20 protein-coding genes are annotated in these 23,747 nt (G+C 62.3%); 18 read left to right on the forward strand and 2 right to left on the reverse strand.

Annotated elements, in window-relative coordinates:
- The first annotated feature begins 162 nt into the window (after positions 1-162).
- The 7 genes from LOY31_RS15050 (at position 163) to LOY31_RS15080 (ending at position 8,761) form a co-directional block, all read left to right on the forward strand.
- The gene (locus tag LOY31_RS15050; protein ID WP_007951305.1) at positions 163-1,251 is read left to right on the forward strand and encodes a polyamine ABC transporter substrate-binding protein; all 1,089 of its coding nucleotides are present in this window, start codon (positions 163-165) and stop codon (positions 1,249-1,251) included.
- Positions 1,248-2,549, forward strand: a complete 1,302-nt coding sequence (locus LOY31_RS15055) for an FAD-binding oxidoreductase (protein ID WP_085603507.1) — start codon at positions 1,248-1,250, stop codon at positions 2,547-2,549. Before LOY31_RS15050 ends, LOY31_RS15055 begins: the two co-directional genes overlap by 4 nt.
- A gap of 113 nt (positions 2,550-2,662) precedes the next feature.
- Positions 2,663-4,318 (forward strand): intermembrane transport protein PqiB, encoded by a 1,656-nt coding sequence (locus LOY31_RS15060; protein ID WP_258711760.1) that lies wholly within the window; start codon positions 2,663-2,665, stop codon positions 4,316-4,318.
- Between the two features lie 16 nt (positions 4,319-4,334).
- Positions 4,335-4,886, forward strand: a complete 552-nt coding sequence (locus LOY31_RS15065; protein WP_258711761.1) for a membrane integrity-associated transporter subunit PqiC — start codon at positions 4,335-4,337, stop codon at positions 4,884-4,886.
- Between the two features lie 213 nt (positions 4,887-5,099).
- A complete protein-coding gene (locus tag LOY31_RS15070; protein ID WP_258711762.1) occupies positions 5,100-6,113 on the forward strand; it encodes an iron ABC transporter substrate-binding protein in 1,014 nt (337 codons plus the stop codon).
- Positions 6,114-6,116: 3 nt separating this feature from the next.
- A complete protein-coding gene (locus LOY31_RS15075) occupies positions 6,117-7,712 on the forward strand; it encodes an iron ABC transporter permease (RefSeq protein ID WP_258711763.1) in 1,596 nt (531 codons plus the stop codon).
- On the forward strand, positions 7,709-8,761 hold the full coding sequence (locus tag LOY31_RS15080) for an ABC transporter ATP-binding protein (protein WP_258711764.1): 1,053 nt from the start codon (positions 7,709-7,711) through the stop codon (positions 8,759-8,761). Before LOY31_RS15075 ends, LOY31_RS15080 begins: the two co-directional genes overlap by 4 nt.
- Here the strand turns inward: LOY31_RS15080 and xerC are convergent, their stop codons facing one another.
- Positions 8,762-9,652 carry a tyrosine recombinase XerC gene (gene xerC, locus LOY31_RS15085; RefSeq protein WP_139834466.1) on the reverse strand — a complete coding sequence of 297 codons (891 nt, stop codon included), beginning with the start codon at positions 9,650-9,652 and terminating at the stop codon, positions 8,762-8,764.
- Positions 9,653-10,083: 431 nt separating this feature from the next.
- Between xerC and arnB the strand changes: the two genes are divergently transcribed.
- From arnB to LOY31_RS15135, 10 genes are read left to right on the forward strand one after another with little or no spacing between them, the layout of a single operon-like run.
- Positions 10,084-11,232, forward strand: coding sequence for a UDP-4-amino-4-deoxy-L-arabinose aminotransferase (arnB, locus tag LOY31_RS15090; RefSeq protein ID WP_085603486.1), 1,149 nt, complete (start codon positions 10,084-10,086; stop codon positions 11,230-11,232).
- Positions 11,229-12,251, forward strand: coding sequence for an undecaprenyl-phosphate 4-deoxy-4-formamido-L-arabinose transferase (gene arnC / locus LOY31_RS15095; RefSeq protein WP_258711765.1), 1,023 nt, complete (start codon positions 11,229-11,231; stop codon positions 12,249-12,251). The genes arnB and arnC overlap by 4 nt, the downstream gene beginning before the upstream one ends.
- On the forward strand, positions 12,248-14,239 hold the full coding sequence (gene arnA, locus LOY31_RS15100) for a bifunctional UDP-4-amino-4-deoxy-L-arabinose formyltransferase/UDP-glucuronic acid oxidase ArnA (RefSeq protein WP_258711766.1): 1,992 nt from the start codon (positions 12,248-12,250) through the stop codon (positions 14,237-14,239). Before arnC ends, arnA begins: the two co-directional genes overlap by 4 nt.
- The gene (arnD, locus tag LOY31_RS15105; RefSeq protein WP_258711767.1) at positions 14,239-15,123 is read left to right on the forward strand and encodes a 4-deoxy-4-formamido-L-arabinose-phosphoundecaprenol deformylase; all 885 of its coding nucleotides are present in this window, start codon (positions 14,239-14,241) and stop codon (positions 15,121-15,123) included. Before arnA ends, arnD begins: the two co-directional genes overlap by 1 nt.
- Positions 15,120-16,769 (forward strand): lipid IV(A) 4-amino-4-deoxy-L-arabinosyltransferase, encoded by a 1,650-nt coding sequence (arnT, locus tag LOY31_RS15110; RefSeq protein ID WP_258711768.1) that lies wholly within the window; start codon positions 15,120-15,122, stop codon positions 16,767-16,769. The genes arnD and arnT overlap by 4 nt, the downstream gene beginning before the upstream one ends.
- Positions 16,766-17,110, forward strand: coding sequence for a 4-amino-4-deoxy-L-arabinose-phosphoundecaprenol flippase subunit ArnE (arnE, locus tag LOY31_RS15115; RefSeq protein WP_258711769.1), 345 nt, complete (start codon positions 16,766-16,768; stop codon positions 17,108-17,110). The genes arnT and arnE overlap by 4 nt, the downstream gene beginning before the upstream one ends.
- The gene (gene arnF / locus LOY31_RS15120) at positions 17,107-17,511 is read left to right on the forward strand and encodes a 4-amino-4-deoxy-L-arabinose-phosphoundecaprenol flippase subunit ArnF (protein WP_258711770.1); all 405 of its coding nucleotides are present in this window, start codon (positions 17,107-17,109) and stop codon (positions 17,509-17,511) included. Before arnE ends, arnF begins: the two co-directional genes overlap by 4 nt.
- A complete protein-coding gene (locus LOY31_RS15125; RefSeq protein WP_258711771.1) occupies positions 17,508-18,887 on the forward strand; it encodes a UDP-glucose/GDP-mannose dehydrogenase family protein in 1,380 nt (459 codons plus the stop codon). Before arnF ends, LOY31_RS15125 begins: the two co-directional genes overlap by 4 nt.
- A complete protein-coding gene (locus LOY31_RS15130) occupies positions 18,860-20,479 on the forward strand; it encodes a glycosyltransferase family 39 protein (RefSeq protein WP_258711772.1) in 1,620 nt (539 codons plus the stop codon). Before LOY31_RS15125 ends, LOY31_RS15130 begins: the two co-directional genes overlap by 28 nt.
- A gap of 36 nt (positions 20,480-20,515) precedes the next feature.
- The gene (locus tag LOY31_RS15135) at positions 20,516-21,043 is read left to right on the forward strand and encodes a GNAT family N-acetyltransferase (protein ID WP_258711773.1); all 528 of its coding nucleotides are present in this window, start codon (positions 20,516-20,518) and stop codon (positions 21,041-21,043) included.
- Here LOY31_RS15135 and LOY31_RS15140 read toward each other — a convergent pair.
- Complete coding sequence (locus LOY31_RS15140) at positions 21,027-21,992, reverse strand: LysR family transcriptional regulator (RefSeq protein WP_258711774.1); 966 nt, start codon at positions 21,990-21,992, stop codon at positions 21,027-21,029. The genes LOY31_RS15135 and LOY31_RS15140 overlap by 17 nt on opposite strands.
- Positions 21,993-22,300: 308 nt before the next feature.
- On the opposite strand from LOY31_RS15140, the gene argH reads away from it, so the two are divergent.
- The gene (gene argH, locus LOY31_RS15145; RefSeq protein WP_258711775.1) at positions 22,301-23,728 is read left to right on the forward strand and encodes an argininosuccinate lyase; all 1,428 of its coding nucleotides are present in this window, start codon (positions 22,301-22,303) and stop codon (positions 23,726-23,728) included.
- The last annotated feature ends 19 nt before the right edge of the window (positions 23,729-23,747 follow it).

Raw genomic sequence — 23,747 nt, forward strand, 5'->3', positions numbered from 1 at the left:
AACCAACCCACGATCTTTCCCACGCTCTGCGTGGGAATGCAGCCCGTGACGCTCCGCGTCACAAAGCGGACGCAGAGCGTCCATTGAGGCATTCCCACGCGGAGCGTGGGAACGATCAGCAAGAGTCGCCTGAAAAATCCAATAATTCGAAGAGGTGTCGATATGCGTCTGTTGAAATCCATGATCCCCGCCGCGCTGGCCCTGGCGTGCAGTGCCGGTGCTCTCGCCCAACCCCAGGTCAGCGTCTACAACTGGACCGATTACATTGGCGAAACCACCCTCGCCGACTTCCAGTCCTCCAGCGGGATCAAGGTGATCTACGACGTCTTCGACTCCAACGAAACCCTTGAAGGCAAACTGCTCGCCGGTCGCACCGGTTACGACGTGGTTGTACCGTCCAACCACTTTCTCGCCCGTCAGGTAAAGGCTGGCGCCTTCCTCAAACTGGACCGCTCGCAGCTGCCGAACTGGAAAAACCTCGACCCGAAACTGCTGGCCCTGCTTGAGAAAAACGACCCGGGCAACGAGCATTCGGTGCCGTACCTGTGGGGCACCAACGGCATCGGTTACAACGTCGACAAGGTCAAGCAAGTGCTGGGCATCGATCACATCGATTCCTGGGCCGTGCTGTTCGAACCGGAAAACCTGAAAAAACTCACCCAGTGCGGTGTGTCGATGATGGACTCGGCCGATGAGGTGTTCCCGGCGATCCTCAACTACATGGGCATGGACCCGCGCAGCGAGAAACCCGAGGACTACAAGAAGGCCGAAGAGAAACTCCTGAGCATCCGGCCGTACATCACCTATTTCCACTCCTCGAAATACGTGTCCGACCTGGCCAACGGCGACATCTGCGTGGCCTTCGGTTATTCCGGCGACGTGTTCCAGGCTGCCAACCGTGCCAAGGAAGCCAAGAACGGCGTGAACATCGCCTACTCGATTCCCAAGGAAGGCGCGAACCTGTGGTTCGACCTGCTGGCGATTCCCGCCGACGCCGGCAATACCAAGGAAGCCCACGCCTTCATCAATTACCTGCTCGATCCGCAAGTGATCGCCAAGGTCAGCGCCTCGGTGGGTTACGCCAACCCGAACCCGGCGGCCAAGCAATACATGGATCCGGAGCTGGTCAACAATCCCGAGGTCTATCCGTCCCAGGAAGTCCTCGACAAGCTCTACATCTCCTCTACCCCGCCCCAGTCGATCATGCGTCTGATGACCCGGTCCTGGAGCAAAGTGAAGTCGAACAAATGAATCAGTACACCCAGGAACACGCCCTCTCCTATTACGCCGCGTCGGCCCGGGCCAGCACACCTTATCCCGAACTGGCGGGCGACCTGATCGCCGATGTCTGCGTGATCGGCGGCGGGTTCACCGGCGTCAACACCGCCATTGAACTGGCACAGCGCGGGCTCTCGGTGATTCTGCTCGAAGCCCGGCGCATTGGCTGGGGCGCCAGCGGGCGCAATGGCGGGCAGTTGATTCGCGGCATCGGCCATGACGTCGAAGGCTTCGCCCGGCATGTCGGCAGTGAAGGCGTGCGCTACCTGCACCGGGCCGGGATCGATTCGGTGGAGCTGGTGCGCCAGCGCATCACCGACAACGCCATCGAGTGCGACCTGCGCTGGGGCTTCTGCGAGCTGGCCAACACCCCGGCGCAGTTCGACGCCTTCAAGACCGAGCAGGAAAGCCTGGCGCAGTTGGGTTACCGCCATGAAACGCGGCTGGTCGCCCCTGAGCTGATTCGTCAGCAAGTGGTGAACGCGGGTGTCTACAAGGGCGGCCTGATCGACATGGGCTCGGGCCACTTGCATCCGCTGGATCTGGTGCAGGGCGAAGCGCGGCTGGCAGCCTCCCTCGGGGTGCGTATTTTCGAACAGAGCCCGGTGCTGGAAATCGTCCACGGCCCGACCGTTCAGGTGCGCACCCAGAGCGGCACCGTGCGCGCCGGCAGTCTGGTGCTCGGCTGCAACGCGCACCTGGACGAACTCGAACAGCAACTCAGCGGCAAGGTCCTGCCCGCCGGCAGTTACATCATCGCCACCGAACCGCTGTCGGCGGAACGCGCCGCCGAACTGATTCCGCAAAATCTGGCGCTGTGCGACCAGAAAGTCGGCCTCGATTACTACCGGCTCTCAGCGGACCGACGCTTGCTGTTCGGCGGCGCCTGCCATTATTCGGGGCGGGATCCGGCCGACATCGCCGCCTACATGCGGCCAAAGATGCTCAAGGTGTTCCCGCAACTGGCGGATGTGCGCATCGACTATCAGTGGGGCGGCAAGATCGGCATCACCGCCAACCGCTTCCCGCAGGTCGGCCGTTTGAAGCAGCACCCGAACGTGTTCTATGCCCAGGGCTATTCCGGCCACGGTCTGAACGTCACCCACTGGTGCGCCAAGCTGCTGGGCGAAGCGATTCATGCCGGTCACAGTCAGGGCATGGACGTGTTCAGCAATGTGCCGCACATGACCTTCCCCGGCGGCCCGGCGCTGCGTTCGCCACTGCTGGCACTGGGCATGTTCTGGTATCGCCTGCGGGAGCTGCTGGGATGACGCGTCGCGGTTAATGCGTCCTGCACATTTGCTCTATCGCGAAGCACTTCTATATTGATGAAGTGCTTTTGCGTTCCTGACGCTCAGTGCCCAACACACCCTGGAGGTCATGGATGGAGTCGTCAGCCGCCGATCAACCGCGAGCGCCGGGCCAGGCGCCGGTCAAGACCCGGCGTTTCAGCATCTCGCTGGTGTGGATCGTGCCGATCATTGCGGTGCTGGTGGGCATCTCGCTGGTGGTGCACAACCTGATGCAGGAAGGCCCCAGCATCGTCGTCACCTTCAAGACCGGCAGCGGCCTGACCGCCAACAAGACCGAAGTCAAATACCGCAACGTGGTCATCGGCCAGGTCACGGACGTCGAGCTGAGCGACGACCAGAAAAGCGTCAACGCCACGATCAAACTGGCCAAGCAGGCCGAAACCTTTACCCGCGAAGACTCACAGTTCTGGGTCGTCCGTCCGCGCATCGGTGCGGGCGGAGTCTCGGGCATCGACACGTTGCTGTCCGGTGACTACATCGGCGCCGACATCGGTCAGTCCAACTCGCGCGCAAAACACTTCAAAGGCCTGGAGAACCCGCCGCCGATCACCTACGGCGAGCCGGGAAAACGCTTCAACCTGCACGCTTCGGACCTCGGTTCGCTGGACATCGGCTCGCCGGTCTATTACCGCAAGATCCCGGTGGGACAAGTGGTGGCCTACGCGCTGGACGCCGATGGCAAAGGGGTGAACATCGAGGTGTTCATCCACGCGCCAAACGACGCCTACGTCACCGAAAACACCCGGTTCTGGAACGCCAGCGGCATTGACGTCAACGTCGGTGCCAACGGTTTTGCGGTGAAAACCGAATCGTTGTCGACCTTGCTGGTCGGCGGCATCGCCTTCCGCGCGCCGGAGTACAGCCCCAACGACGTTGCCGCCGCCGAAGAAAGGACTTACGACCTGTTTGAGGACCAGCAAACCGCCCTCGCCCCGCCCAACGGCAAGGCGCAGTACCTGAGCCTGCGTTTCGATCAGGCGTTGCGCGGGCTGAAAGTCGATGCGCCGGTGGAATTCCTCGGCATGGAAATCGGCCGGGTGGTCAGCGTCAACCTGGACTTCGATGCGAAAAAACGCAGCTTCCCGCTCAACGTCGGCATCGTGATCTACCCGCAACGCCTCGGCCAGGCTCACGTCAAGATGCTCAAGGTACTCGAGCACAATCCGGAGGACGAAGCCGCCGCCGTGCGCCTGATCGGCACCTTTATCGACAACGGCCTGCGCGCCCAGGCCCGCAGCGGCAACCTGCTGACCGGCCAGTTGTACATCGCGCTGGACTTCTACCCGAAAGCCGAGAAAGTCGCGTTTGATCCAACGGCTCGCCCGATCAGTATTCCAACGATTCCCGGCAGCCTCGAACAGTTGCAGGAAAAACTCGAAGCGATGATCGACAAGCTCAACAAGCTGCCGGTGGAACGGATTGCCGGCAACCTCGACAGCAACCTCGTGGAATTGCGCAAAGGCCTGACCCAGTTCAACGCCAAGACCCTGCCCGGCGTGCAGAACACCCTCGCCGACGTGAGCAAGACCCTGCAATCGGCCAGTTCGACCCTGGCCGAAGACTCGCCGCAACGCGAACAACTGACCGAGACCCTCGACGAACTCGGGCGCATGTCCCGTTCGTTGCGTGAGCTGTCCGATTATCTGGGCCGTCATCCGGAATCGTTGATTCGCGGCCGCCCCGACAACGCCGCGCCGCTGGACCTCAAAGGGCCGCCGCGCAATTGAGCACAGGAGCTGTCCCATGGCTTTAAAGCTGAAGTTCACCGTGCTCGCGATCGGCCTGCTGCTGGGCGCCTGCAAAAGCGCCCCGATCAACTTTCACACCCTGACGCCGACGCAACCGATGGCCGGCCGCGCCGGTTCGGAAATCGCCATCGAGGGCATCAGCGTGCCGCCGCAGGTTGATCGGCCACAGATCGTCATCCGCCAGGGCAACAGCGGTCTGGCGATTCTGGAGACCGAATGGTGGGGCGCGAGCCTCAGTGATGAATTGCGCAGCGCGCTGGTGGATCAGCTCAGTAATGCCGGCGGCCAGCGTAAAACCTCGGTGCGCATCGATGTGCAACGCTTCGATTCGATTCCCGGGCAATACGGGCTGATCGACGTCAAATGGCGCCTGCGCCAGGCCAACACCGGGGACGACGCCCTGATCGCCTGCCGTTCGCTGCTGCAAACCCCGTCCGGGCCGACCATCGACGACCTGGTGGTGGCCCAGCAGAACAACGTCAAGCGCCTGGCTGCGTTGATCAGTCAGGCCTCCACCGGCTCACGCGGCTGCCCACCCTCCTCCTGATCCCTCCTCCAATCGGCATGACGTACGGCCGCCGTGCAAGCGGCCAGACGCTGCTAATCTGAATGGCAATGACATTTATTAACGATTTCTTTGACGTATTTTTCTCGTTTGCCACCCTACATTGCCGCGACTCTATTTTTGCAAAGCATTCGCATTTGAATCCCCTGCGGGTTCTCGCAAACCATAACGTCTAAAAACAGGAGCTGCCCCGCCATGAGTCCATCCGTTCCGTCCTTTCTGAAACAGGCCGCGCTGGCGACCGCGCTGCTCGCTGCCGGGCAGGCGTTTGCCGCCGATTCCGTCGGCCTGGTGGTCTACAACGCCCAGCACGAAACCCTGACCAAGGCTTGGGTCGCTGGCTTCACCGAGGAAACCGGGATACCGGTCACGGTGCGCAACGGCGATGACACGGAGATGGGCAACCAGATCGTGCAGGAAGGTGCGGCGTCGCCGGCGGATGTGTTCCTGACAGAAAACTCCCCGGCCATGGTGCTGGTGGACAACGCCAAGCTGTTCGCGCCCGTGGCTCCGGCGACACTTGAGCAAGTCGACGCTGCGTATCGCCCGGCCCACGGCCAATGGGTCGGTATCGCCGCGCGCTCCACGGTGTTCGTCTATAACCCGTCCAAGTTGCCGGAAAAAGACCTGCCCAAATCCCTGATGGATCTGGCGAGCCCGGCCTGGAAAGGTCGCTGGGCCGCGTCGCCGGCCGGTGCGGATTTCCAGGCCATCGTCGCCGCCGTGCTGGAGCAGAAAGGCGAAGCCGCCACCCTCGAATGGCTCAAGGGCATGAAAGCCAATTTCACCGCTTACCGTGGCAACAGCTCGGTGCTCAAAGCAGTGAACGCCGGGCAAGTCGACAGCGGCGTGATCTACCACTACTACGCGTTCGTCGATCAGGCCAAGACCGGTGAAAACAGCAAGAACACCGCCCTGCACTACTTCAAGCATCAGGATCCGGGTGCGTTCGTGAGCATTTCCGGCGGTGGCGTGCTGGCTTCCAGCAAACACCAGGAGGAGGCGCAGAAATTCCTCCAGTACATCACCGGCAAGCAAGGCCAGGAAGTGCTGCGCACCGGCAAATCCTTTGAATACGCGGTGGGCAAGGACGCTGCTTCCAACCCCAAACTGGTGCCGTTGAAGGATCTGGACGCGCCGAAAGTCGATGCATCGAAGCTCGACAGCAAGAAAGCCGTCGAACTGATGACCCAGGCAGGACTGCTGTAATTGATGCCTGAACCGCTGCCCGCGGAGATCGCTGCGGCGCCCTCCGCCCATTTGTCACGCCGGACCCGCGCCCTCAATGGGCGCGGGAGTCCGTGGGTGGTCGTGCTGGCCATCGCCGTGTCGCTGCTGTCGTTGGTGCCGATCGGCTTTGTGATCGGCGTTTCGTGGTACACCGGCTGGGCGACCATCGAAGCGTTGGTCTTCCGCCCTCGGGTCGCCGAGCTGCTGATCAACACCGTGCTGCTGGTGCTGATCACGCTGCCGATCTGCATCGTGCTCGGCACCACGCTGGCGTGGCTGACCGAACGCACCGATCTGCCGGGCCGACGGCTCTGGTCATTGCTGGCGGTCGCGCCCCTGGCAGTGCCGGCGTTCGTACACAGCTACGCGTGGGTCAGTCTGATTCCGTCGATCAATGGATTGCCGGCCGGGGTGCTGGTGTCGGTGATCGCCTATTTCCCGTTCCTCTATCTGCCGATTGCGGCGACATTGCGTCGTCTCGATCCGGCGATTGAAGACGTCGCCGAATCCCTCGGTCTCAAGCCGTGGGCCGTGTTTTTCCGGGTGGTGTTGCCGCAACTGCGCCTGGCGATCTGCGGCGGTGCGTTGCTGGTCGGCCTGCATTTGTTGGCCGAATATGGCCTGTACGCGATGATCCGTTTCGACACCTTCACCACGGCGATTTTCGACCAGTTCAAATCCACCTTCAACGGCCCCGCCGCCAACATGCTCGCCAGCGTTCTGGCGCTGTGTTGCCTGGCGATGCTGCTGGTGGAATCCGGCGCCCGTGGTCATGCGCGATACGCCCGCGTCGGCTCCGGCAGCGCTCGCGAACAACGCACCGTGCGCCTGCAACGGCGCACCGCCGCGCTGGGCCTGTGCCTGCAAGGCCTGACCTGCCTGCTGGCGCTCGGCGTGCCGTTGCTGACCCTCGCCAAATGGCTGATCGCCGGCGGTGCCGAGGTCTGGCAAGGCAACGAATTGCTGCCGGCGTTGCTGCAGACGCTGTCGTTCGGCGTGGCCGGCGCGCTGTTGACCAGCCTCGCGGCGATCCCGATTGCCTGGCTGTCGATCCGCGCCCCCGGCAAACTGCAACGCCTGCTCGAAGGCTGCAACTACATCACCAGCGCACTGCCGGGAATCGTCGTGGCGCTGGCTTTGGTGACCGTGACCATCCACTTCGCCCGACCGATCTACCAGACCACGATCACCGTGCTGCTGGCCTACCTGCTGATGTTTCTGCCCCGGGCACTGGTCAGCCTGCGCGCCGGGTTTGCACAGGCGCCGGTGGAGCTGGAAAACATCGCGCAAAGCCTCGGTCGCTCACCGTTGCGTGCCCTGTGGCTGATCACCTTGCGTCTGGCGGCGCCCGGTGCGGCGGCGGGCGCGGCGCTGGTGTTTCTGGCGATCACCAATGAACTGACCGCGACCCTGCTGCTCGCGCCCAACGGCACGCGCACCCTGGCCACCGGTTTCTGGGCCATGACCAGCGAAATCGACTACGCCGCCGCAGCGCCTTACGCCCTGCTGATGGTGCTGCTGTCGCTGCCGCTCACGGCCATCCTCTATCACCAATCCAGGCGCAGTGCCGGCCGATGAACGCTCTCGACATCATTTCCTTAAGCAAATCCTTTGGCGCGCAAACGGCGCTGGACTCCATCAACCTGTCCGTTCCGACCGGCAGCCGCACGGTGATCGTCGGCCCGTCGGGCTCCGGCAAGACCACCCTGTTGCGGATGATCGCCGGGTTCGAATTCCCCGACGCCGGCAGCCTGACGCTGAACGGCCAGACCCTGGTCGACAGCACCCACGCTGTGCCCGCGTATCAACGGCAGATCGGTTACGTACCGCAGGACGGCGCGCTGTTCCCGCACATGACCGTGGCCGACAACATCGGCTTCGGGCTGGCGGAAACCGGCAGCACCCGAACCGAGCGCATTCAGGCGTTGATGGACAGCGTCGCCCTGAACGCCGACATGGCCGCGCGCTGGCCCCACGAGTTGTCCGGCGGCCAACAGCAGCGGGTGTCACTCGCCCGGGCGCTGGCCCAGCGACCCCGCCTGATGCTGCTCGACGAGCCCTTTTCCGCCCTCGACACCGGCCTGCGCGGCGCCATGCGCAAAATGGTCGCGCGCCTGCTGGAGGACGCCGGCGTGACCACGATTCTGGTGACCCACGATCAGGGCGAAGCGCTGTCGTTCGCCGACCAGTTGGCCGTCATGCGTGATGGGCGGCTGGTGCAATCGGGGCATCCGATGGACCTCTATCGCTACCCCGATGACGAGCAGACCGCGCGTTTTCTCGGCGAAGCCGTGGTCATGCCCGCCCGGATCGAAGCCGGTTGGGCCCATTGCGACCTGGGCCGGGTGGCGGTCAACACCAACGGTTTTTCCGGCGCGGCGCAGATCATGTTGCGGCCCGAACAACTGCAACTGTCAGACATCCCCGCCGACCCGGACGGCTGTCACGCGGTGGTTACTGATCGGGACTTTGGCGGCAACGTCTGCACCCTGACGGTGGAACTTCGCTCCCAGGCCAGCCCCGGTCGCTCACTGCTGGTGCGCAGTTCGGGCATGCACGCGCCACCGGCCGGCAGCGCCGTGCAGTTGTCCATTCTGGGAGCGGCCCACGTCTTTGCAACACCCTGACTACAGGTCGAAGCGATCCACCGCGCGGCGCCGCTCGTTGTCGTCGCGCACGTCGTAATTGGCGGTCGTCTGGATGTTGCTGTGATGGGCCAGCTTCTGGGCGATCGACAGGTCATGCTCTTCGATCACCCGGGTGATGAACGAACGCCGGAAATCATGGGGCATGATCTTCACTCCGACCTGGGTGCCGCGCTGACGGGCGATGTAATAGATCGCGTGCTTGGTAATGCGCTCGCGGGTGATGTGGCTGCCACGGCGAATGCGGTTGAACAGAAACGCGTCGTCGCTTTCGCCTTCCTTGAGTTCCGAACGACGAAACTCCAGCCAGGCATTCAGTTTGGCGAACGCCCAGGCCGGCGCGTACTTGATCAGCTGTTTGTTGCCCTTGGCGGTGACACAGAGACTGCGCTCTGTGAAGTCGACCTGATTCAGGTCCAGATCCACCGATTCCGACTTGCGCATGCCGGTGCCGTACAACAGCGCAATCACCGCTGCATCACGCAAACCTTGTGGTCGCGGATCGGCCGCGCAGACTTCCATCAATTCATGAATCAGCGTGCGCTTCAGATTGCGCCCCTGAGACAGTCGCGTGCCGGCAATGCCTTTGACCGAGCGCATCTTCAATAGATGTTCCTGGCTGATAAGACTCATGCGCCAGGCTTCATTCATCACACCGCGAATTGCGTTTACATAAAGCGAAGACGTATTCGGCGCGTAATTGTCGGCGCGCAATGCGGCGACTAACGCAACGACATCTTCCGGTTGCAGCGCGTGCCAAGGAATTTCTTCAACGTTCATGTCTTCGAAGCCGAGACGGTCGGCGGCATCTTGTAAAACGTAACGCATGGTGAGCTGGCTGGAGGGAGCCAAACGCGCCAGATACACGGTCATCGGGTTGGTTTTCACGGTGTCGGGGGATGCAACGGGTAAGTCAATCAAACGTCGGGCCTTGAGTAAAAGCAGTTCAACACAGCAACTAACAACTGCAACATTCTTAATATAAGGGGAACACTTCCGTAGGACTTTTCTACTAAAAACCGCGATAAACGGTAGAAGTCTGAACAGTGGCTGTATGGGTTTCAGATAAACGATTCGCCGACCGGTTTTTCATGTTCCTTTCACAAAAACGGGCATAACCTTAATTCCACTGAGTCCTGTGCCGGCGCTGCCCAAGCTGCCGGGCAATGCCTGAAAAGTCAACCGAACCCGACGTTATGTCGTCTTGGCAACTTATTGATGCAAAGGATTTTTTCGCGTCTACGCTTTGATTGGATCCAATTGTTCAATGGGTCTTTTTCTTTTTTCTTTGCAATGAGGTGTGCATGAGTCAGGCGTTTCTCCCCTTCTCCCGCCCCAGTATCGGTGATGAAGAAATTGCCGCCGTGGAGCAAGTTCTGCGCTCCGGCTGGATCACCACCGGGCCGAAAAACCAGGCTCTTGAAGAACAGTTTGCCCAGTACGTCGGTTGCCGCCACTCCGTGGCACTTTCCTCGGCCACCGGTGCCATGCATGTAACGTTGCTGGCGCTGGGAGTCGGCCCCGGCGATGAAGTCATCACCCCGTCGCAGACCTGGGTGTCCACCGCCAACATGATTTCCCTGCTCGGCGCCACGCCGGTGTTCGTCGATGTCGACCGCGACACCCTGATGACCGACGCCGCGCGTATCGAAGCCGCCATCACCCCGCGTACCAAAGCGATCATTCCGGTGCATTACGCCGGCGCCGCGTTCGATCTCGATCCGCTCTACGCGCTGGCCGACAAGCACGGCATCGCCGTGATCGAAGACGCCGCCCATGCCGCCGGCACCCGCTACAAGGGCCGCCACGTGGGTTCGCAAGGCACCGCGATCTTCTCGTTCCACGCGATCAAGAACATGACCTGTGCCGAAGGGGCGATGTTCGTCACCGACGACGAAGCCCTGGCCAACCGGGTGCGCATGCTCAAGTTTCATGGCCTCGGCGTCGATGCCTACGACCGCCTGACCCACGGCCGCAAACCCCAGGCCCAGGTGATCGAGCCCGGGTTCAAGTACAACCTTGCCGATATCAACGCCGCGATTGCGCTGGTGCAACTGGAGCGTCTGGACGCAATCAACGCCCGCCGCACCGAACTGGCCACGCAATACCTGCAAAAACTCGAAGGCCTGCCGGTGCAACCGCTCGCTGTGCCGCAATACGCCCAGCAGCACGCCTGGCACCTGTTCATCCTGCGCATCGACAGCGAGCGCTGCGGCATCGACCGCGAAACCTTCATGAAGGGTTTGCAGGAGCAAGGCATCGGCACGGGCATTCACTTCATCGCCACCCACCTGCACACCTGGTATCGCCAGCGTGATCCGCACCTGTCCCTGCCCGACACCGAGTGGAACTCGGCGCGGCTGTGCTCGATTCCCTTGTTTCCCGACATGACCGACCAGGATCTGGACCGGGTCGTCGGGGCCATTGAACATTTGATGGGGAAACGCCCGTGAGACCTTATCCGATTCATTGCGTGTCGATCGTTATCCCGGTCTACAACGAAGAAGACAGCCTGCCGGAACTGCTGCGCCGCACCCAGGCCGCCTGCCAGCAATTGCGGCATGACTACGAAATCGTGCTGGTCGATGACGGCAGCCGCGACGCCTCCGCGCAATTGCTCGAAGACGCCGCGTCAGTCGAAGACAGCCCGTTCGTGGCGGTCATTCTCAACCGCAACTACGGCCAGCACGCGGCGATCATGGCCGGTTTCGAACAGTGCAAGGGCGACGTGGTGATCACCCTCGACGCCGACCTGCAGAACCCGCCGGAAGAGATCCCGCGCCTGGTGGCCGAGGCCGAAAAGGGCTTTGACGTGGTCGGCACCGTGCGCGGCAATCGTCAGGATTCGGCGCTGCGCCGCTATCCGTCGAAGCTGATCAACCTCGCCGTGCAACGCTCCACCGGCGTCGCCATGAGCGACTACGGCTGCATGCTGCGCGCCTACCGTCGCACCATCATCGACGCGATGCTCGCCTGCCGCGAACGCAGCACGTTCATTCCGATCCTCGCCAACAGCTTCGCCCGCCACACCACGGAAATCACCGTGGCCCACGCCGAGCGCGAACACGGCGATTCGAAATACAGCCCGATGCGCCTGATCAACCTGATGTTCGACTTGATCACCTGCATGACCACCACGCCCCTGCGTCTGTTGAGCATCGTCGGCTTCGCCATGGCCGGCCTCGGCGTGCTGTTCGCGGCGGCGCTGATCGTCCTGCGCCTGGCCTTTGGCGCCGGATGGGCCGGCGACGGTCTGTTCGTGCTGTTCGCCGTGCTATTCGTGTTCACCGGCGGCCAGTTCATCGGCATGGGCCTGCTGGGCGAATACCTGGGGCGCATGTACAGCGATGTGCGCGCCCGCCCGCGTTTCTTCATCGAAAAAGTCCTGCGCGGGCACCCCGCCACGCCGGCACCCGCCATCACCGTTGACGGCCTCACTTCCAACTCCACGTCCGATCAGGTTCTCTCATGAGCGCAAAAACTGTTGTCTTCGCTTACCACGATATTGGCTGCGCCGGCATTCAAGCCCTGCTCGACAGCGGCTACGACATTGCGGCGGTATTCACCCATGCCGATGACCCACAGGAAAATGCGTTCTACGCCTCCGTCGCGCAACTGTGCGCCAACAAAGGCATCGCGGTTCATGCACCGGAAGACGCCAACCACCCGTTGTGGATCGAGCGGATTGCCAAGCTCGATCCGGATTACATTTTCTCGTTCTACTATCGCAACCTGCTGAGCGAGCCATTGCTGGCCACCGCCAAAAAAGGCGCGTTCAACCTGCACGGCTCATTGCTGCCGCGCTACCGTGGCCGCGCCCCGGCCAACTGGGTGCTGGTCAATGGCGAAACCGAAACCGGCGTCACTCTGCACCGGATGGTCAAGCGCGCCGACGCCGGCGCCATCCTCGCCCAGCAACGCGTGGCCATCGAACGCAGCGACACCGCGCTGAGCCTGCACGGCAAACTGCGGATCGCCGCCAGCGACCTGCTGCGCGATGCACTGCCGGCGATGTTGCACGGCAAGCTGCGGGAAACCCCGCAGGACGAATCCCAGGCCACGGTGTTCGGCCGTCGCACCCCGGCAGACGGCAAACTGGTCTGGGCGCTACCGGCCGAGCAACTGTTCAACCTTGTGCGGGCCGTGACTCAGCCTTACCCCGGCGCCTTCTGCGCCGTGGGCGAGCACAAGCTGATCGTGTGGAGCGCCGACGTGGTCAAGGGCAACGAAGGCCAGGCGCCGGGCCGGGTCATCAGTGTCGATCCGCTGCGCATCGCCTGCGGTGAAGATTCGCTGGTGATCAACGCCGGCCAGCGCAACGACAACGGCCTGTACCTGAGCGGCCCGCAACTGGCCAATGAACTCGGTCTGGTGGACGGCTCGCTGCTGCGCGGCGCCGAGTCCGGTCGCGGGCCACGCCGCACGCGGGTGCTGATCCTCGGCGTCAACGGCTTCATCGGCAACCATTTGTCCGAGCGTCTGCTGCGTGACGAGCGCTACGAAGTCTATGGCCTGGACATCGGCTCCGACGCCATCGACCGCCTGCGCAGCCATCCGCGTTTCCACTTCGTCGAAGGTGACATCAGCATTCACTCGGAGTGGATCGAGTACCACATCAAGAAATGCGACGTGGTCCTGCCGCTGGTAGCCATCGCCACGCCGATCGAATACACGCGCAATCCGCTGCGGGTGTTCGAACTCGACTTCGAAGAAAACCTGAAACTGGTGCGCTACTGCGTCAAGTACAACAAGCGCGTGATCTTCCCGTCGACCTCGGAAGTCTATGGCATGTGCCAGGACAAACACTTCGACGAAGACAGCTCGAACCTGATCGTCGGCCCGATCAACAAGCAGCGCTGGATCTACTCGGTGTCCAAGCAGCTGCTGGACCGGGTGATCTGGGCCTACGGCGCCAAGGGCCTGAACTTCACCCTGTTCCGTCCCTTCAACTGGATGGGCCCACGGCTCGATCGCCTCGATTCGGCGCGTATCGGCAGTTCCCGCGCCATCACCCAGTTGATCCTCAATCTGGTGGAAGGCACGCCGATCCGCCTGTTCGACGGCGGCGAGCAGAAACGCTGCTTCACCGACATCGCCGACGGCGTCGAGGCGCTGGCACGAATCATCGATAACGACAACGACGTCTGCAACGGCCAGATCATCAACATCGGCAACCCGGACAACGAAGCGAGCATTCGTCAGTTGGGCGAAGAACTGTTCCGCCAGTTCGAGGCTCATCCGCTGCGTTCCAACTTTCCGCCGTTCGCCGGTTTCCGCGATGTGGAAAGCAAGGCGTTCTACGGCGCCGGTTACCAGGACGTCGAGCACCGCAAACCGAGCATCGCCAACGCCAAGCGCCTGCTGGACTGGACGCCGACCGTGGAAATGCGCGAGACCATCGGCAACACGCTGGACTTCTTCTTGCGTGAAGCGATGCTCGAAATCGAGAGCAAGCGTTGATGCAGGCCGGTTTGCGCATTGACGTCGACACCTTTCGCGGCACCCGCGAAGGCGTGCCGCGCTTGCTGGAAATCCTCGATGAAGCGCAGATCAAGGCGACGTTTTTCTTCAGTGTCGGCCCGGACAACATGGGCCGGCATCTGTGGCGCCTGATCCGTCCGCAGTTTCTCTGGAAGATGCTGCGCTCCAACGCCGCCGGCCTCTACGGCTGGGACATCCTGCTCGCCGGCACCGCCTGGCCGGGCAAACCGATCGGCCGCGACCTCGGGCACCTGATGCGTCAGGCCCGGGCCGCCGGCCACGAAGTCGGCCTGCACGCCTGGGATCACCACGGCTGGCAGGCCAATGCCGGGCACTGGAACGATGCGCAACTGGTCGAGCAGATCCGTCAGGGCGTCGACACCTTGAGCGACATCCTTGGCGAAAAGGTCACCTGTTCAGCCGCCGCCGGTTGGCGTGCGGACGAGCGTGTGATCGAAGCCAAACAAGCCTTCGGCTTTCGCTACAACAGCGATTGCCGTGGGCAGCGGCTGTTCCGCCCGTTGCTGGCCGACGGCTCGGTCGGTGCGCCGCAGATTCCGGTGGACTTGCCGACCTTCGATGAAGTGGTCGGGCCGAGCGTGGCGGCGAAGGATTTCAACGCCTTCATCCTCGACCGGTTCCGCCCGGACAACCTCAACGTCTACACCATTCACGCCGAAGTAGAAGGGATTCTGATGGCCGAAGACTTTCGTCGACTGCTGGCCGACGCACGCCAGCGACATATCAACTTCCAGCCGCTGGGCAATCTGCTGCCCGCGTTTCTCAACACCCTGCCCGTCGGCCGCGTGCAACGCGGTGCCCTCGAAGGCCGCGAAGGCTGGCTGGGAGTGCAAGGCGCATGAGCAAACGCTGGGCATTGCCGCTGTTGTTGGGGATTTTTCTGCTGGCCTATCTGCTGCCGCTGGGCAGTCATGGTCTATGGATTCCCGATGAAACCCGTTATGCGCAGATCAGCCAGGAAATGCTGCTGAGCGGCAACTGGGTGTCGCCGCATTTCATGAACCTGCGTTACTTCGAAAAACCGGCGGCCGGTTACTGGATGATCGCCATCGGGCAGGCCGTGTTCGGGCAGAACCTGTTCGGCGTGCGGTTTGCCTCGGCCCTGAGCACCGGGCTGAGCGTGCTGCTGTGCTTCCTCATCGCTCGCCGTTTGTGGAATGACCCGCGCAAAAGCTTCGTCTGCGCCCTGCTCTACATGAGCTTCGTCATCGTCGCCGGCCAGGCCGGTTACGCCAACCTCGATCCGCAATTCACCTTCTGGGTCAACCTGAGTCTGGTGGCGCTGTGGTTTGCCCTCGACAGCCGCTCCAACGGTCAGCGCCTGGCCGGTTGGGCGGTGCTGGGCCTGGCCTGCGGCATGGGCTTCATGACCAAGGGTTTTCTCGCCTGGCTGCTGCCGGTGCTGATCGCTTTGCCGTGGATGCTCTGGCAAAAACGCTGGAAGGAATTGCTGCTGTACGGCCCGCTGGCCATTGCGGTGGCGATCATCGTCAGCCTGCCGTGGGTGTTGGCGGTGCACGGTCAGGAACCGGATTACTGGCGGTTCTTCTTCTGGCACGAGCACATCCGCCGCTTTGCCGGGGACGATGCCCAGCATGACGCGCCGTGGTGGTTCTACCTGCCGCTGCTGGTGGCGTTCAGTCTGCCGTGGGTCGGGATGTTGCCGGTGGCATTCAAGCAGGCGTGGCAGACCCGCCGCGAAACCGGCATCGCGTTTCTCGGCCTGTGGCTGCTGATGCCGCTGCTGTTCTTCAGCCTGAGCAACGGCAAGCTGCCGACCTACATCCTGCCGTGCCTGCTGCCGCTGGCGTTGCTGCTGGGCCATGCGCTGGCCGATCGCTTGCGTCTGGAGCAAGGCCGGGCGCTGGGCCTCAATGGCCTGCTGAACCTGTTGCTGGGACTGGCCGTGTTGATCGGGCTGGTTTACGTGCAACTGAAGCGTCCGCTGTACGACCACGAATTGCACAGTCTGGTGCTGGTGTTCATCGCCCTGACCGGCTGGATCATCAGCAACCTGCTGCAGGCCTTCCGTCCGTTGCAATGCTGGGCGGCACCGGCGGTGGGCAGCCTGCTGCTGATCGCGTTGCTGCCGGCGGCACTGCCCAAATCGGTGGTGGCGAACAAGATGCCCGACCAGTTTGTGCTCGCCCACCAGACGGAACTGGCGGCCACCACGCACCTGTTGAGCAACGACCTGGGCGCTGCGTCGGCCCTGTCCTGGCGGGTCAAACGCCCGCAGGTGGCGATGTACAACACGATAGGCGAATTGAAATATGGCCTTGCCTATCCTGACGGCATTCACCAACGGGTCGATCCCGATCAGGTGCAACAGTGGATGCGCGAAGCCCGCAAGACCGGTTCGGTCGGCGTGGTGATGCGGGTCAAGGGGCAAGACGAACTGGACGAACTCGACAGACTGCCCAAGGACGGCGTTCGTTATGAGCAAGGCAACCTGGTGATCATGATTCTTCCGCAGGAGGCCTCATGAGCCTGTGGCTGCTGTTGCTCGCCTGCCTGCTGACCTGCCTGGGCCAGGTCGCGCAGAAATACGCCGTCGAGAGCTGGCGCGGTGCGAGCCTGTCGTGGTCGCGCAAAGTGCGATCGCCGTGGCTGTGGCTGGCGCTGTTTGCCCTCGGCACCGGTCTGCTGGTGTGGCTGCTGGTATTGCAGCGCCTGCCAGTCGGCATCGCCTACCCGATGCTCAGCCTCAACTTCGTGATCATCACCTTGATCGCCCGCTTTGTGTTCAAGGAGCCCGTCGACGTTCAACACTGGTTCGGCGTGTTTTTGGTAATCGGTGGCGTGGCGTTGTTGGGGCAGCAGTCATGAACCAGCGTCGTGGAATCTTCTTCGCCCTGGCCAGCGTGCTGCTGGTCAGCGTGGCGCAACTGAGCATGCGCTGGAGCATGACGCGCCTGCCCCAGCCGGATCAGTGGCTGGCCGTGCCCAGCGTCGATTCAGTTGCGCTGGCCGTGGTGCTCGCGGCGATCTTCGCCTATGCGCTGTCGATGCTCTGCTGGCTCGCCGCCCTGCGCGATCTGCCGCTGGGCCGGGCCTATTCGCTGCTGAGCATCAGCTACGCGCTGGTGTACCTGCTGGCGGCCAGCCTGCCGCTGTTCAACGAATCCTTCAGTTTCTCGAAATCACTGGGCGTGGCGCTGGTCATGCTCGGGGTCATCACCATCAACACTCGTCCGGCCCGTGCGCCCGAATTGAGGAGTTCGCCATGAAAATCACAGTGTTTGGTAGCGGTTATGTCGGCCTGGTGCAGGCCGCCGTGCTGGCCGAAGTCGGCCATGACGTGGTGTGCATGGACATCGACGAGAAGAAAGTCGAGCTGCTGCGCCAGGGTCACGTCAGCATTTTCGAGCCGGGGCTGGCCAGCCTGGTTCGCGAGGGTCTGGACGCCGGGCGCCTGCAATTCACCTGCGATGAAAAACTCGCAGTGCAGCACGGCAAGGTCGCGTTCATTGCCGTCGGCACCCCGTCGAAAGAAGACGGTTCGGCCGACCTGCGTTACGTGCTGTCGGTGGGCGACGCCGTGGCCCGCCACCGTGAGCAGCCGCTGATTCTGGTGGAGAAATCCACCGTGCCCGTCGGCACTGGCGACACCTTGCGCACCCACCTGGACAAGGCGCTGGTCAAGGCCGGGCGCCTGTTGCAGTTCGATATCGTCTCCAACCCGGAATTTCTCAAGGAAGGTTCGGCGGTCGCCGACTGCCGTCGGCCCGACCGGATCGTCATCGGCTGCGAGCGCGAAGAAGTGCGCGACGTGATGCGCGATCTGTATTCGCCGTTCAACCGCAATCACGACCGCATCATGTTCATGGACCTGCGCAGTGCCGAGCTGACCAAGTACGCGGCCAACTGCATGCTGGCGACCAAGATCAGCTTCATCAACCAGATCGCCGAACTGGCCGAACACCTGGGCGCGGACATCGAATCGGTGCGCCAGGGCATCGGCGCCGACAGCCGCATCGGCTACCACTTCATCTACCCCGGTTGCGGTTACGGCGGCTCGTGCTTCCCCAAAGACATGCGCGCCCTGATCCACAGCGCCGAAGAGGCGCACTGCTCCAGCGACTTGCTGCAAGCGGTGGAAGCGATCAACCAGCGGCAAAAACACAAGCTGTTTGAACGGATCAACGCGTTCTACAAGGGCGAACTGCGCGGCAAGACCTTCGCCCTGTGGGGCCTGGCCTTCAAGCCGAACACCGACGACATGCGCGATGCGCCGAGCCGGGTTTTGCTGGAGTCGTTGTGGGCCGCCGGCGCCAGCGTGCGGGCGTTTGACCCGGAAGCGATGCAGGAAACCCAGCATCTGTACCCGGAAGAATCGAAACTGATGCTGATGGGCACTCCGGAATCGGTACTCGCCGGTTCCGACGCCTTGATCATCTGCACCGAATGGCAGCAGTTCAAGGCGCCGGATTTCGACCTGATCCAGCAACGCCTCAAGGCCCCGGTGATCTTTGACGGCCGCAACCTGTACGACGCCGAACGCCTGGCCCGCAACGGCTTCCATTACTTCCCGATGGGCCGTGGCGAATCGCGCACCCTGCCGATTCCATTGCAGCAATGGCCGCACGCCTCGGACGTGGCTTGATCGGTTTAACCCCTGCCCTGCGCCGGCAGTCCCTGATCGCAGGGCTGCTGGCGTTTCTGCTGTTCATCGCCGGCGTGTACGAGCAGGCACCCATCGGTTTTGACTCGCGTTTCGTGTTGTTCGCCCAGGAAATGCTGCGCCACGGGCCCAGCGTGTTTCCCACCACTTATGGTGAGCCTTACGCCGATTATTCGTCGCTCTCGACCTTGTTCATCTGGCTGTTGTCGTTGCCGTTCGGGACGGTCAACAGCCTGACGGCGTGGCTGCCGAGCGCAGTGGCCGGCGCGGTGATCGTGACGTTGATGTATCGCTTGCTCGCGCCTTCATCCGTGCGCTGGGCGGTGGTCAGCATCGCGCTGCTGATGCTCACCAGCACCTTCATCACCGAAACCCGCGCGGTGTCGCAGGACCTGATGCTCGCCGCCGTGGCGTTTTCGGTGTTCTACCTCGGCTATGCCCATGACCATTTCACTGCCGGACGACGCTGGCCGCTAGTGTTCATTCTGTTGCTGCTGGGGTTCGGCATTCGCGGACCGATCGGGCTGGTGGTGCCGACCGGCATGCTGTGCAGTTATTACCTGCTGGATCGCCAATGGTGGCGCCTGTTGACCTTCGGTGTGCTGGCTTCGCTGCTGCTGGTGGCGTGCGTCGGGCTGTTGTTGTGGCTGGCGGAGGTCAGCGGCGGGCCGGCGTTTCGTCAGGACGTGATCCGCATGCAGTTCATGGGGCGCATGGACGGCAGCGAAGGCGTCAGCGGTTCGCTGTATTACTTCACCAGCTCACTGGGCAACTACGCGCTGGCGTATCCGCTGGCCTTGCTGGCACTGGCGGCGGCATGGTTGAGCAAGCCCCGGCAACGCGGCCCGGCTTTGCGACTGGTGCAGTATTGCGCCGTTGCGGGGTTGATCGTGATGCTCGGGCTGTCGATTCCACAGGCGAAAAAGGCCCGTTACCTGCTGCCGATGCTGCCCATGGCGGCGATCATTGCGGCGTATCCGTTTCAGGTGTTGCACGGCCGGGTGTTTGCCTGGCTGCGTGTCGCCATGCAGGGATTGTGGTTGTTGACTCCCGCATTGTTGATCGTCTTGTTGTGGGTGGCGCAGCGGCGGTTTCCCGAGTCGTTGACCGACCTGACGCCGGTAATGATCGTGCTCGGATTGCTGCAACTGGCCGCGTTGTCGCGGTTGTGGCTGCCGCGCTGGCGAACCGAAGTCCTCGCGTTCAGCTCTGTTTTGGCGGTCTGGTCGGCGTACGCGCTGGTGTTCGAGCCGGTGGAGCGCCAGCTGTATGACACGCGAACCTTCAGCCAGGCGGCCATGGTGCGGATCCACGAGCAACCCGCGCCGCTGGTGCTGCACGGCATGGGCAAGGATGCCAAAGCGATCAAGTTCATGGTCAACGTCGAGCAGGATCTGCAACCGCTGTTCACTGAAACCACGCAAGTACTCGAAGCACTCAAGGGGCCGGCATGGTTGATGATGGATCGCAGCGACTATCAAGCCCTGCAAGGCACGCCGCTCGGAACGCTGCAGCCGGTGCTGAGCGGGCGTTTCGACAAAAACGATTATGTGTTGCTGTGGCTGACGCCTTAACCTGCGCGACGTGATTTCGACAGGGACCGCAGACTGATGACCTTTACCGTGCGACAGGCCCTGGCAGCCGATGCCACCGCCCTCCCCGCCATCGAGCGCTCGGCCGCCGAACTGTTTCGCCTCGACCCGTCACTGGCCTGGCTGGCGGATGCGTCTGTGCCGCAGGCTTCGGCGCATTTACCGGCCATTGAACGGGGCGAACTGTGGGTCGCGCAAAACAACGACGGGCAACTTGCAGGTTTTTTAAGGGCGGTGACTGTCGACCAACAGTTGCACATTGAGGAACTGTCCGTCAGCCAACACTTTCAGGGTCGGGGCGTCGGTAGCAAGTTGCTGTTGGCGGCGATTGAACAGGCGCGTCTGTGGCAACTTCGGGCGGTGACGCTGACGACGTTTCGCGATCTGCCGTGGAATGCGCCGTTCTATCAACGCATGGGTTTTACGCTATTGAACGCCGACGACAGCGACGTACGTCTGAGCCATGTATTGCGCGATGAAATCGCTCACGGTTTGCCCGGCGAGCGACGTTGCGCCATGCGCCTGATACTCACGCCGTCGGCTTGAGATCAACCCCCAGCGCCTGGGCGAACGCCTTGACCAGCGGACTGCGCACGGTGTTGTGCCGCAGGATCAGATTGAACGGCGTGTCGAAGTGAATCAGCTCCGGGCACACCGCGCGAAACTGCCCGGCGGCCACCAGCGTGGCGGCGTAATGCCGGGGCAGAAAGCCCACGAAACGCCCGGTCTTGATCAGCAGCGCCACCGCTTCGACCTGGGTCGCCGAGGCGGAAAAACTGTCGTAGCGGGCAAAGTTGAGCTTGTCGCGATGGATTGCGTAGCGGTGGTTGATGCACTCGTAATCCTGCAGCACGTTGCCGCCCATCTGCTCCGCCGGCATCTCGAACAACGGGTGGCCGACGGCGCAGTAAGCCTGCGAGCGTTCTTCATAGAGCGGGTAATAATCGAACTCTTCGCGCTTCTGATAAACCGGGACTATTCCCGCAACTAGGCGCCCCTCTACTACGCCTCTTTCTACTTCATCCAACTGGGTGGCTTGAAGTTGAAACCTTACTTTCGGCGAATGTTCATTTATCTTTTTAAGCGCAGCAACTAACGGTGAATTATCGTCACTGATCGTATTATCGATCACCCCCACCCCGAGATCGCCGATAAGTTCGTTCTGCGCTGAACTAAGCCGGTCACGAAAGTTGTCGACCGAGGCAAACAGATCGATCGACGCCTGATACACCAGACGCCCTTCTTCGGTCAGGTGAAACCCTTCGCGCCCCCGGGTGCACAGCCGCATGCCGATGCGGATTTCCAGGTCGGAAATCTGCTTGCTGATCGCGGCCAGGCCCACGTTCAGCTCGTTCTGCGCCGCGCTGAAGCCGCCGGCCTCGACCACCGCCTTGAACACCTTGAGCAGTTTGAAATCCAGTCCGCTGAGGGCCAAAGGTGCCCGGTGAGCGGTTTTGACCGGTGGGTTTCCGGAATTGGAAAGTGGGGTTTCCATAATGCTGATTTACCTCTGGCGCAATGTTCAACAATCTGTGTCCAACAACAAAAACATCGCCGGCTAATAATAATGATCACAGAAAACAAGCCTTGGCAACCGCCAAAAAATCCCGAACATCAGTGCCAACTCACTGATCGCCAAACATTAAAAGCTGACACTTCGATCAGCTCTTGTCTCTTTGCAACTGCCCTCTTGAAAACTGCTTTGGCCTGATTCTGTCTGCTGCTGTTGGCTAAATAGCCAGCGCGATTTTCAGGGCCATGCACACCGATTTCAGTTCGCGTTACCGACGAGGAAAACAACAAATGTCTCAAACCACCGACCGTCTCTGGGGTGCCCGTTTCAAAAGCGGCCCGTCCGCAGCCCTGGCGGCCCTGTCCCGTTGCCCCGAGCGCTATTTCCGCCTGACGCCGTACGATCTGGCCGGCTCCAAGGCCCACGCCGGGGAACTGCAACGTGCCGGCCTGCTGGATGAGCAGGAAACCCGCACGATGATCGAAGCCCTGGACGGCATCGGTGCCGATTTCGCTGCCGGGCGCATCGCCCCGACGCTGGATGACGAAGACGTTCACACCTTCATCGAACGCCTGCTGACCGAACGCCTCGGCGCACTGGGCGGCAAGCTGCGCGCCGGCCGTTCACGCAACGACCAGACCGCCAACGACCTGCGCCTTTTCCTGCGTGATCACGTCCGCACCCTGGCCGTGGAAGTGCTGGCCCTGCAAACGGCGCTGGTGGATCAGGCCGAGCAGCACGTCAAGAGCATCTGCCCCGGTTTCACCCACTTACAGCAAGCGCAACCGATCGTGTTCGCCCATCACTTGCTGGCCCACGCCCAATCGATGCTGCGTGACGTGCAACGCTTGGTGGATTGGGACGCGCGCACCTCGCTGTCGCCTCTCGGTGCTGCGGCCATGGCCGGTTCTGCGATCGCTCGCCAGCCGCAACAGTCGGCCAAGGAAATGGGTTACGCCGGAGTCTGCGAAAACTCCATCGACGCCGTGGCCAGCCGCGATCACGTCGCCGAATTCCTGTTCATCGCCAGCATGCTCGGGATCAACATCTCGCGTCTGGCCGAAGAATTCTGCCTGTGGTCGTCGCGCCAGTTCCGCTGGGTCGATCTGGACGACGCCTACGCCACCGGCAGCTCGATCATGCCGCAGAAAAAAAACCCGGACATCGCCGAACTGGCCCGGGGCAAGGCTGGGCGTCTGATCGGCAACCTGACCGGCCTGCTGTCGACGCTCAAATCCCTGCCGCTGTCGTACAACCGCGACCTGAGCGAAGACAAGAACGGCGTGCTCGACAGCGTCGACACCCTGTTGCTGGTGCTACCGGCAATGGCCGGGATGGTCGCGACCATGACCGTCAACGTCGAGGAACTGCGGCGTCAGGCGCCACTAAGTTTCACCCTCGCCACCGAAGTCGCCGACTGGCTGGCCGTGCGCGGCGTGCCGTTCAAGGAAGCGCACGAAATCACCGGTGCGCTGGTGCAGGCCTGCGAAAAACACGACCTCGAATTGTGGGAAGCCTCGCCGGCGCTGCTGGCCGAGATCGACCCGCGCCTCACGGCAGACGTGCGTGACAGCCTGACCCTGGAAGCCGCCATCGCTGCCCGCAGCGGCTGGGGCGGCACCGCGCCGCAACAGGTGCGCGAGCAGATCGGCCGCCTGAAAACCGCCCTCGCCGCGCAACAACAGTGGACCGAAAACTACCAGGGCTTCCGCCTCTAACGGCCATGGCACATAACCT

Origin of the sequence: Pseudomonas sp. B21-021 (genome assembly GCF_024749205.1) — a bacterium.
GTDB lineage: Bacteria > Pseudomonadota > Gammaproteobacteria > Pseudomonadales > Pseudomonadaceae > Aquipseudomonas > Aquipseudomonas paraglycinae.

Excerpts from the sequence above, each read along its gene's own strand:
- LOY31_RS15050 (WP_007951305.1), top strand. The coding sequence starts at position 163 with ATGCGTCTGTTGAAATCCATGATCCCCGCCGCGCTGGCCCTGGCGTGC.
- LOY31_RS15055 (WP_085603507.1), top strand. The coding sequence starts at position 1,248 with ATGAATCAGTACACCCAGGAACACGCCCTCTCCTATTACGCCGCGTCG.
- LOY31_RS15060 (WP_258711760.1), top strand. The coding sequence starts at position 2,663 with ATGGAGTCGTCAGCCGCCGATCAACCGCGAGCGCCGGGCCAGGCGCCG.
- LOY31_RS15065 (WP_258711761.1), top strand. The coding sequence starts at position 4,335 with ATGGCTTTAAAGCTGAAGTTCACCGTGCTCGCGATCGGCCTGCTGCTG.
- LOY31_RS15070 (WP_258711762.1), top strand. The coding sequence starts at position 5,100 with ATGAGTCCATCCGTTCCGTCCTTTCTGAAACAGGCCGCGCTGGCGACC.
- LOY31_RS15075 (WP_258711763.1), top strand. The coding sequence starts at position 6,117 with ATGCCTGAACCGCTGCCCGCGGAGATCGCTGCGGCGCCCTCCGCCCAT.
- LOY31_RS15080 (WP_258711764.1), top strand. The coding sequence starts at position 7,709 with ATGAACGCTCTCGACATCATTTCCTTAAGCAAATCCTTTGGCGCGCAA.
- xerC (WP_139834466.1), bottom strand. The coding sequence starts at position 9,652 with ATGACCGTGTATCTGGCGCGTTTGGCTCCCTCCAGCCAGCTCACCATG.
- arnB (WP_085603486.1), top strand. The coding sequence starts at position 10,084 with ATGAGTCAGGCGTTTCTCCCCTTCTCCCGCCCCAGTATCGGTGATGAA.
- arnA (WP_258711766.1), top strand. The coding sequence starts at position 12,248 with ATGAGCGCAAAAACTGTTGTCTTCGCTTACCACGATATTGGCTGCGCC.
- arnD (WP_258711767.1), top strand. The coding sequence starts at position 14,239 with ATGCAGGCCGGTTTGCGCATTGACGTCGACACCTTTCGCGGCACCCGC.
- arnT (WP_258711768.1), top strand. The coding sequence starts at position 15,120 with ATGAGCAAACGCTGGGCATTGCCGCTGTTGTTGGGGATTTTTCTGCTG.
- arnE (WP_258711769.1), top strand. The coding sequence starts at position 16,766 with ATGAGCCTGTGGCTGCTGTTGCTCGCCTGCCTGCTGACCTGCCTGGGC.
- arnF (WP_258711770.1), top strand. The coding sequence starts at position 17,107 with ATGAACCAGCGTCGTGGAATCTTCTTCGCCCTGGCCAGCGTGCTGCTG.
- LOY31_RS15125 (WP_258711771.1), top strand. The coding sequence starts at position 17,508 with ATGAAAATCACAGTGTTTGGTAGCGGTTATGTCGGCCTGGTGCAGGCC.
- LOY31_RS15130 (WP_258711772.1), top strand. The coding sequence starts at position 18,860 with ATGGCCGCACGCCTCGGACGTGGCTTGATCGGTTTAACCCCTGCCCTG.
- LOY31_RS15135 (WP_258711773.1), top strand. The coding sequence starts at position 20,516 with ATGACCTTTACCGTGCGACAGGCCCTGGCAGCCGATGCCACCGCCCTC.
- LOY31_RS15140 (WP_258711774.1), bottom strand. The coding sequence starts at position 21,992 with ATGGAAACCCCACTTTCCAATTCCGGAAACCCACCGGTCAAAACCGCT.
- argH (WP_258711775.1), top strand. The coding sequence starts at position 22,301 with ATGTCTCAAACCACCGACCGTCTCTGGGGTGCCCGTTTCAAAAGCGGC.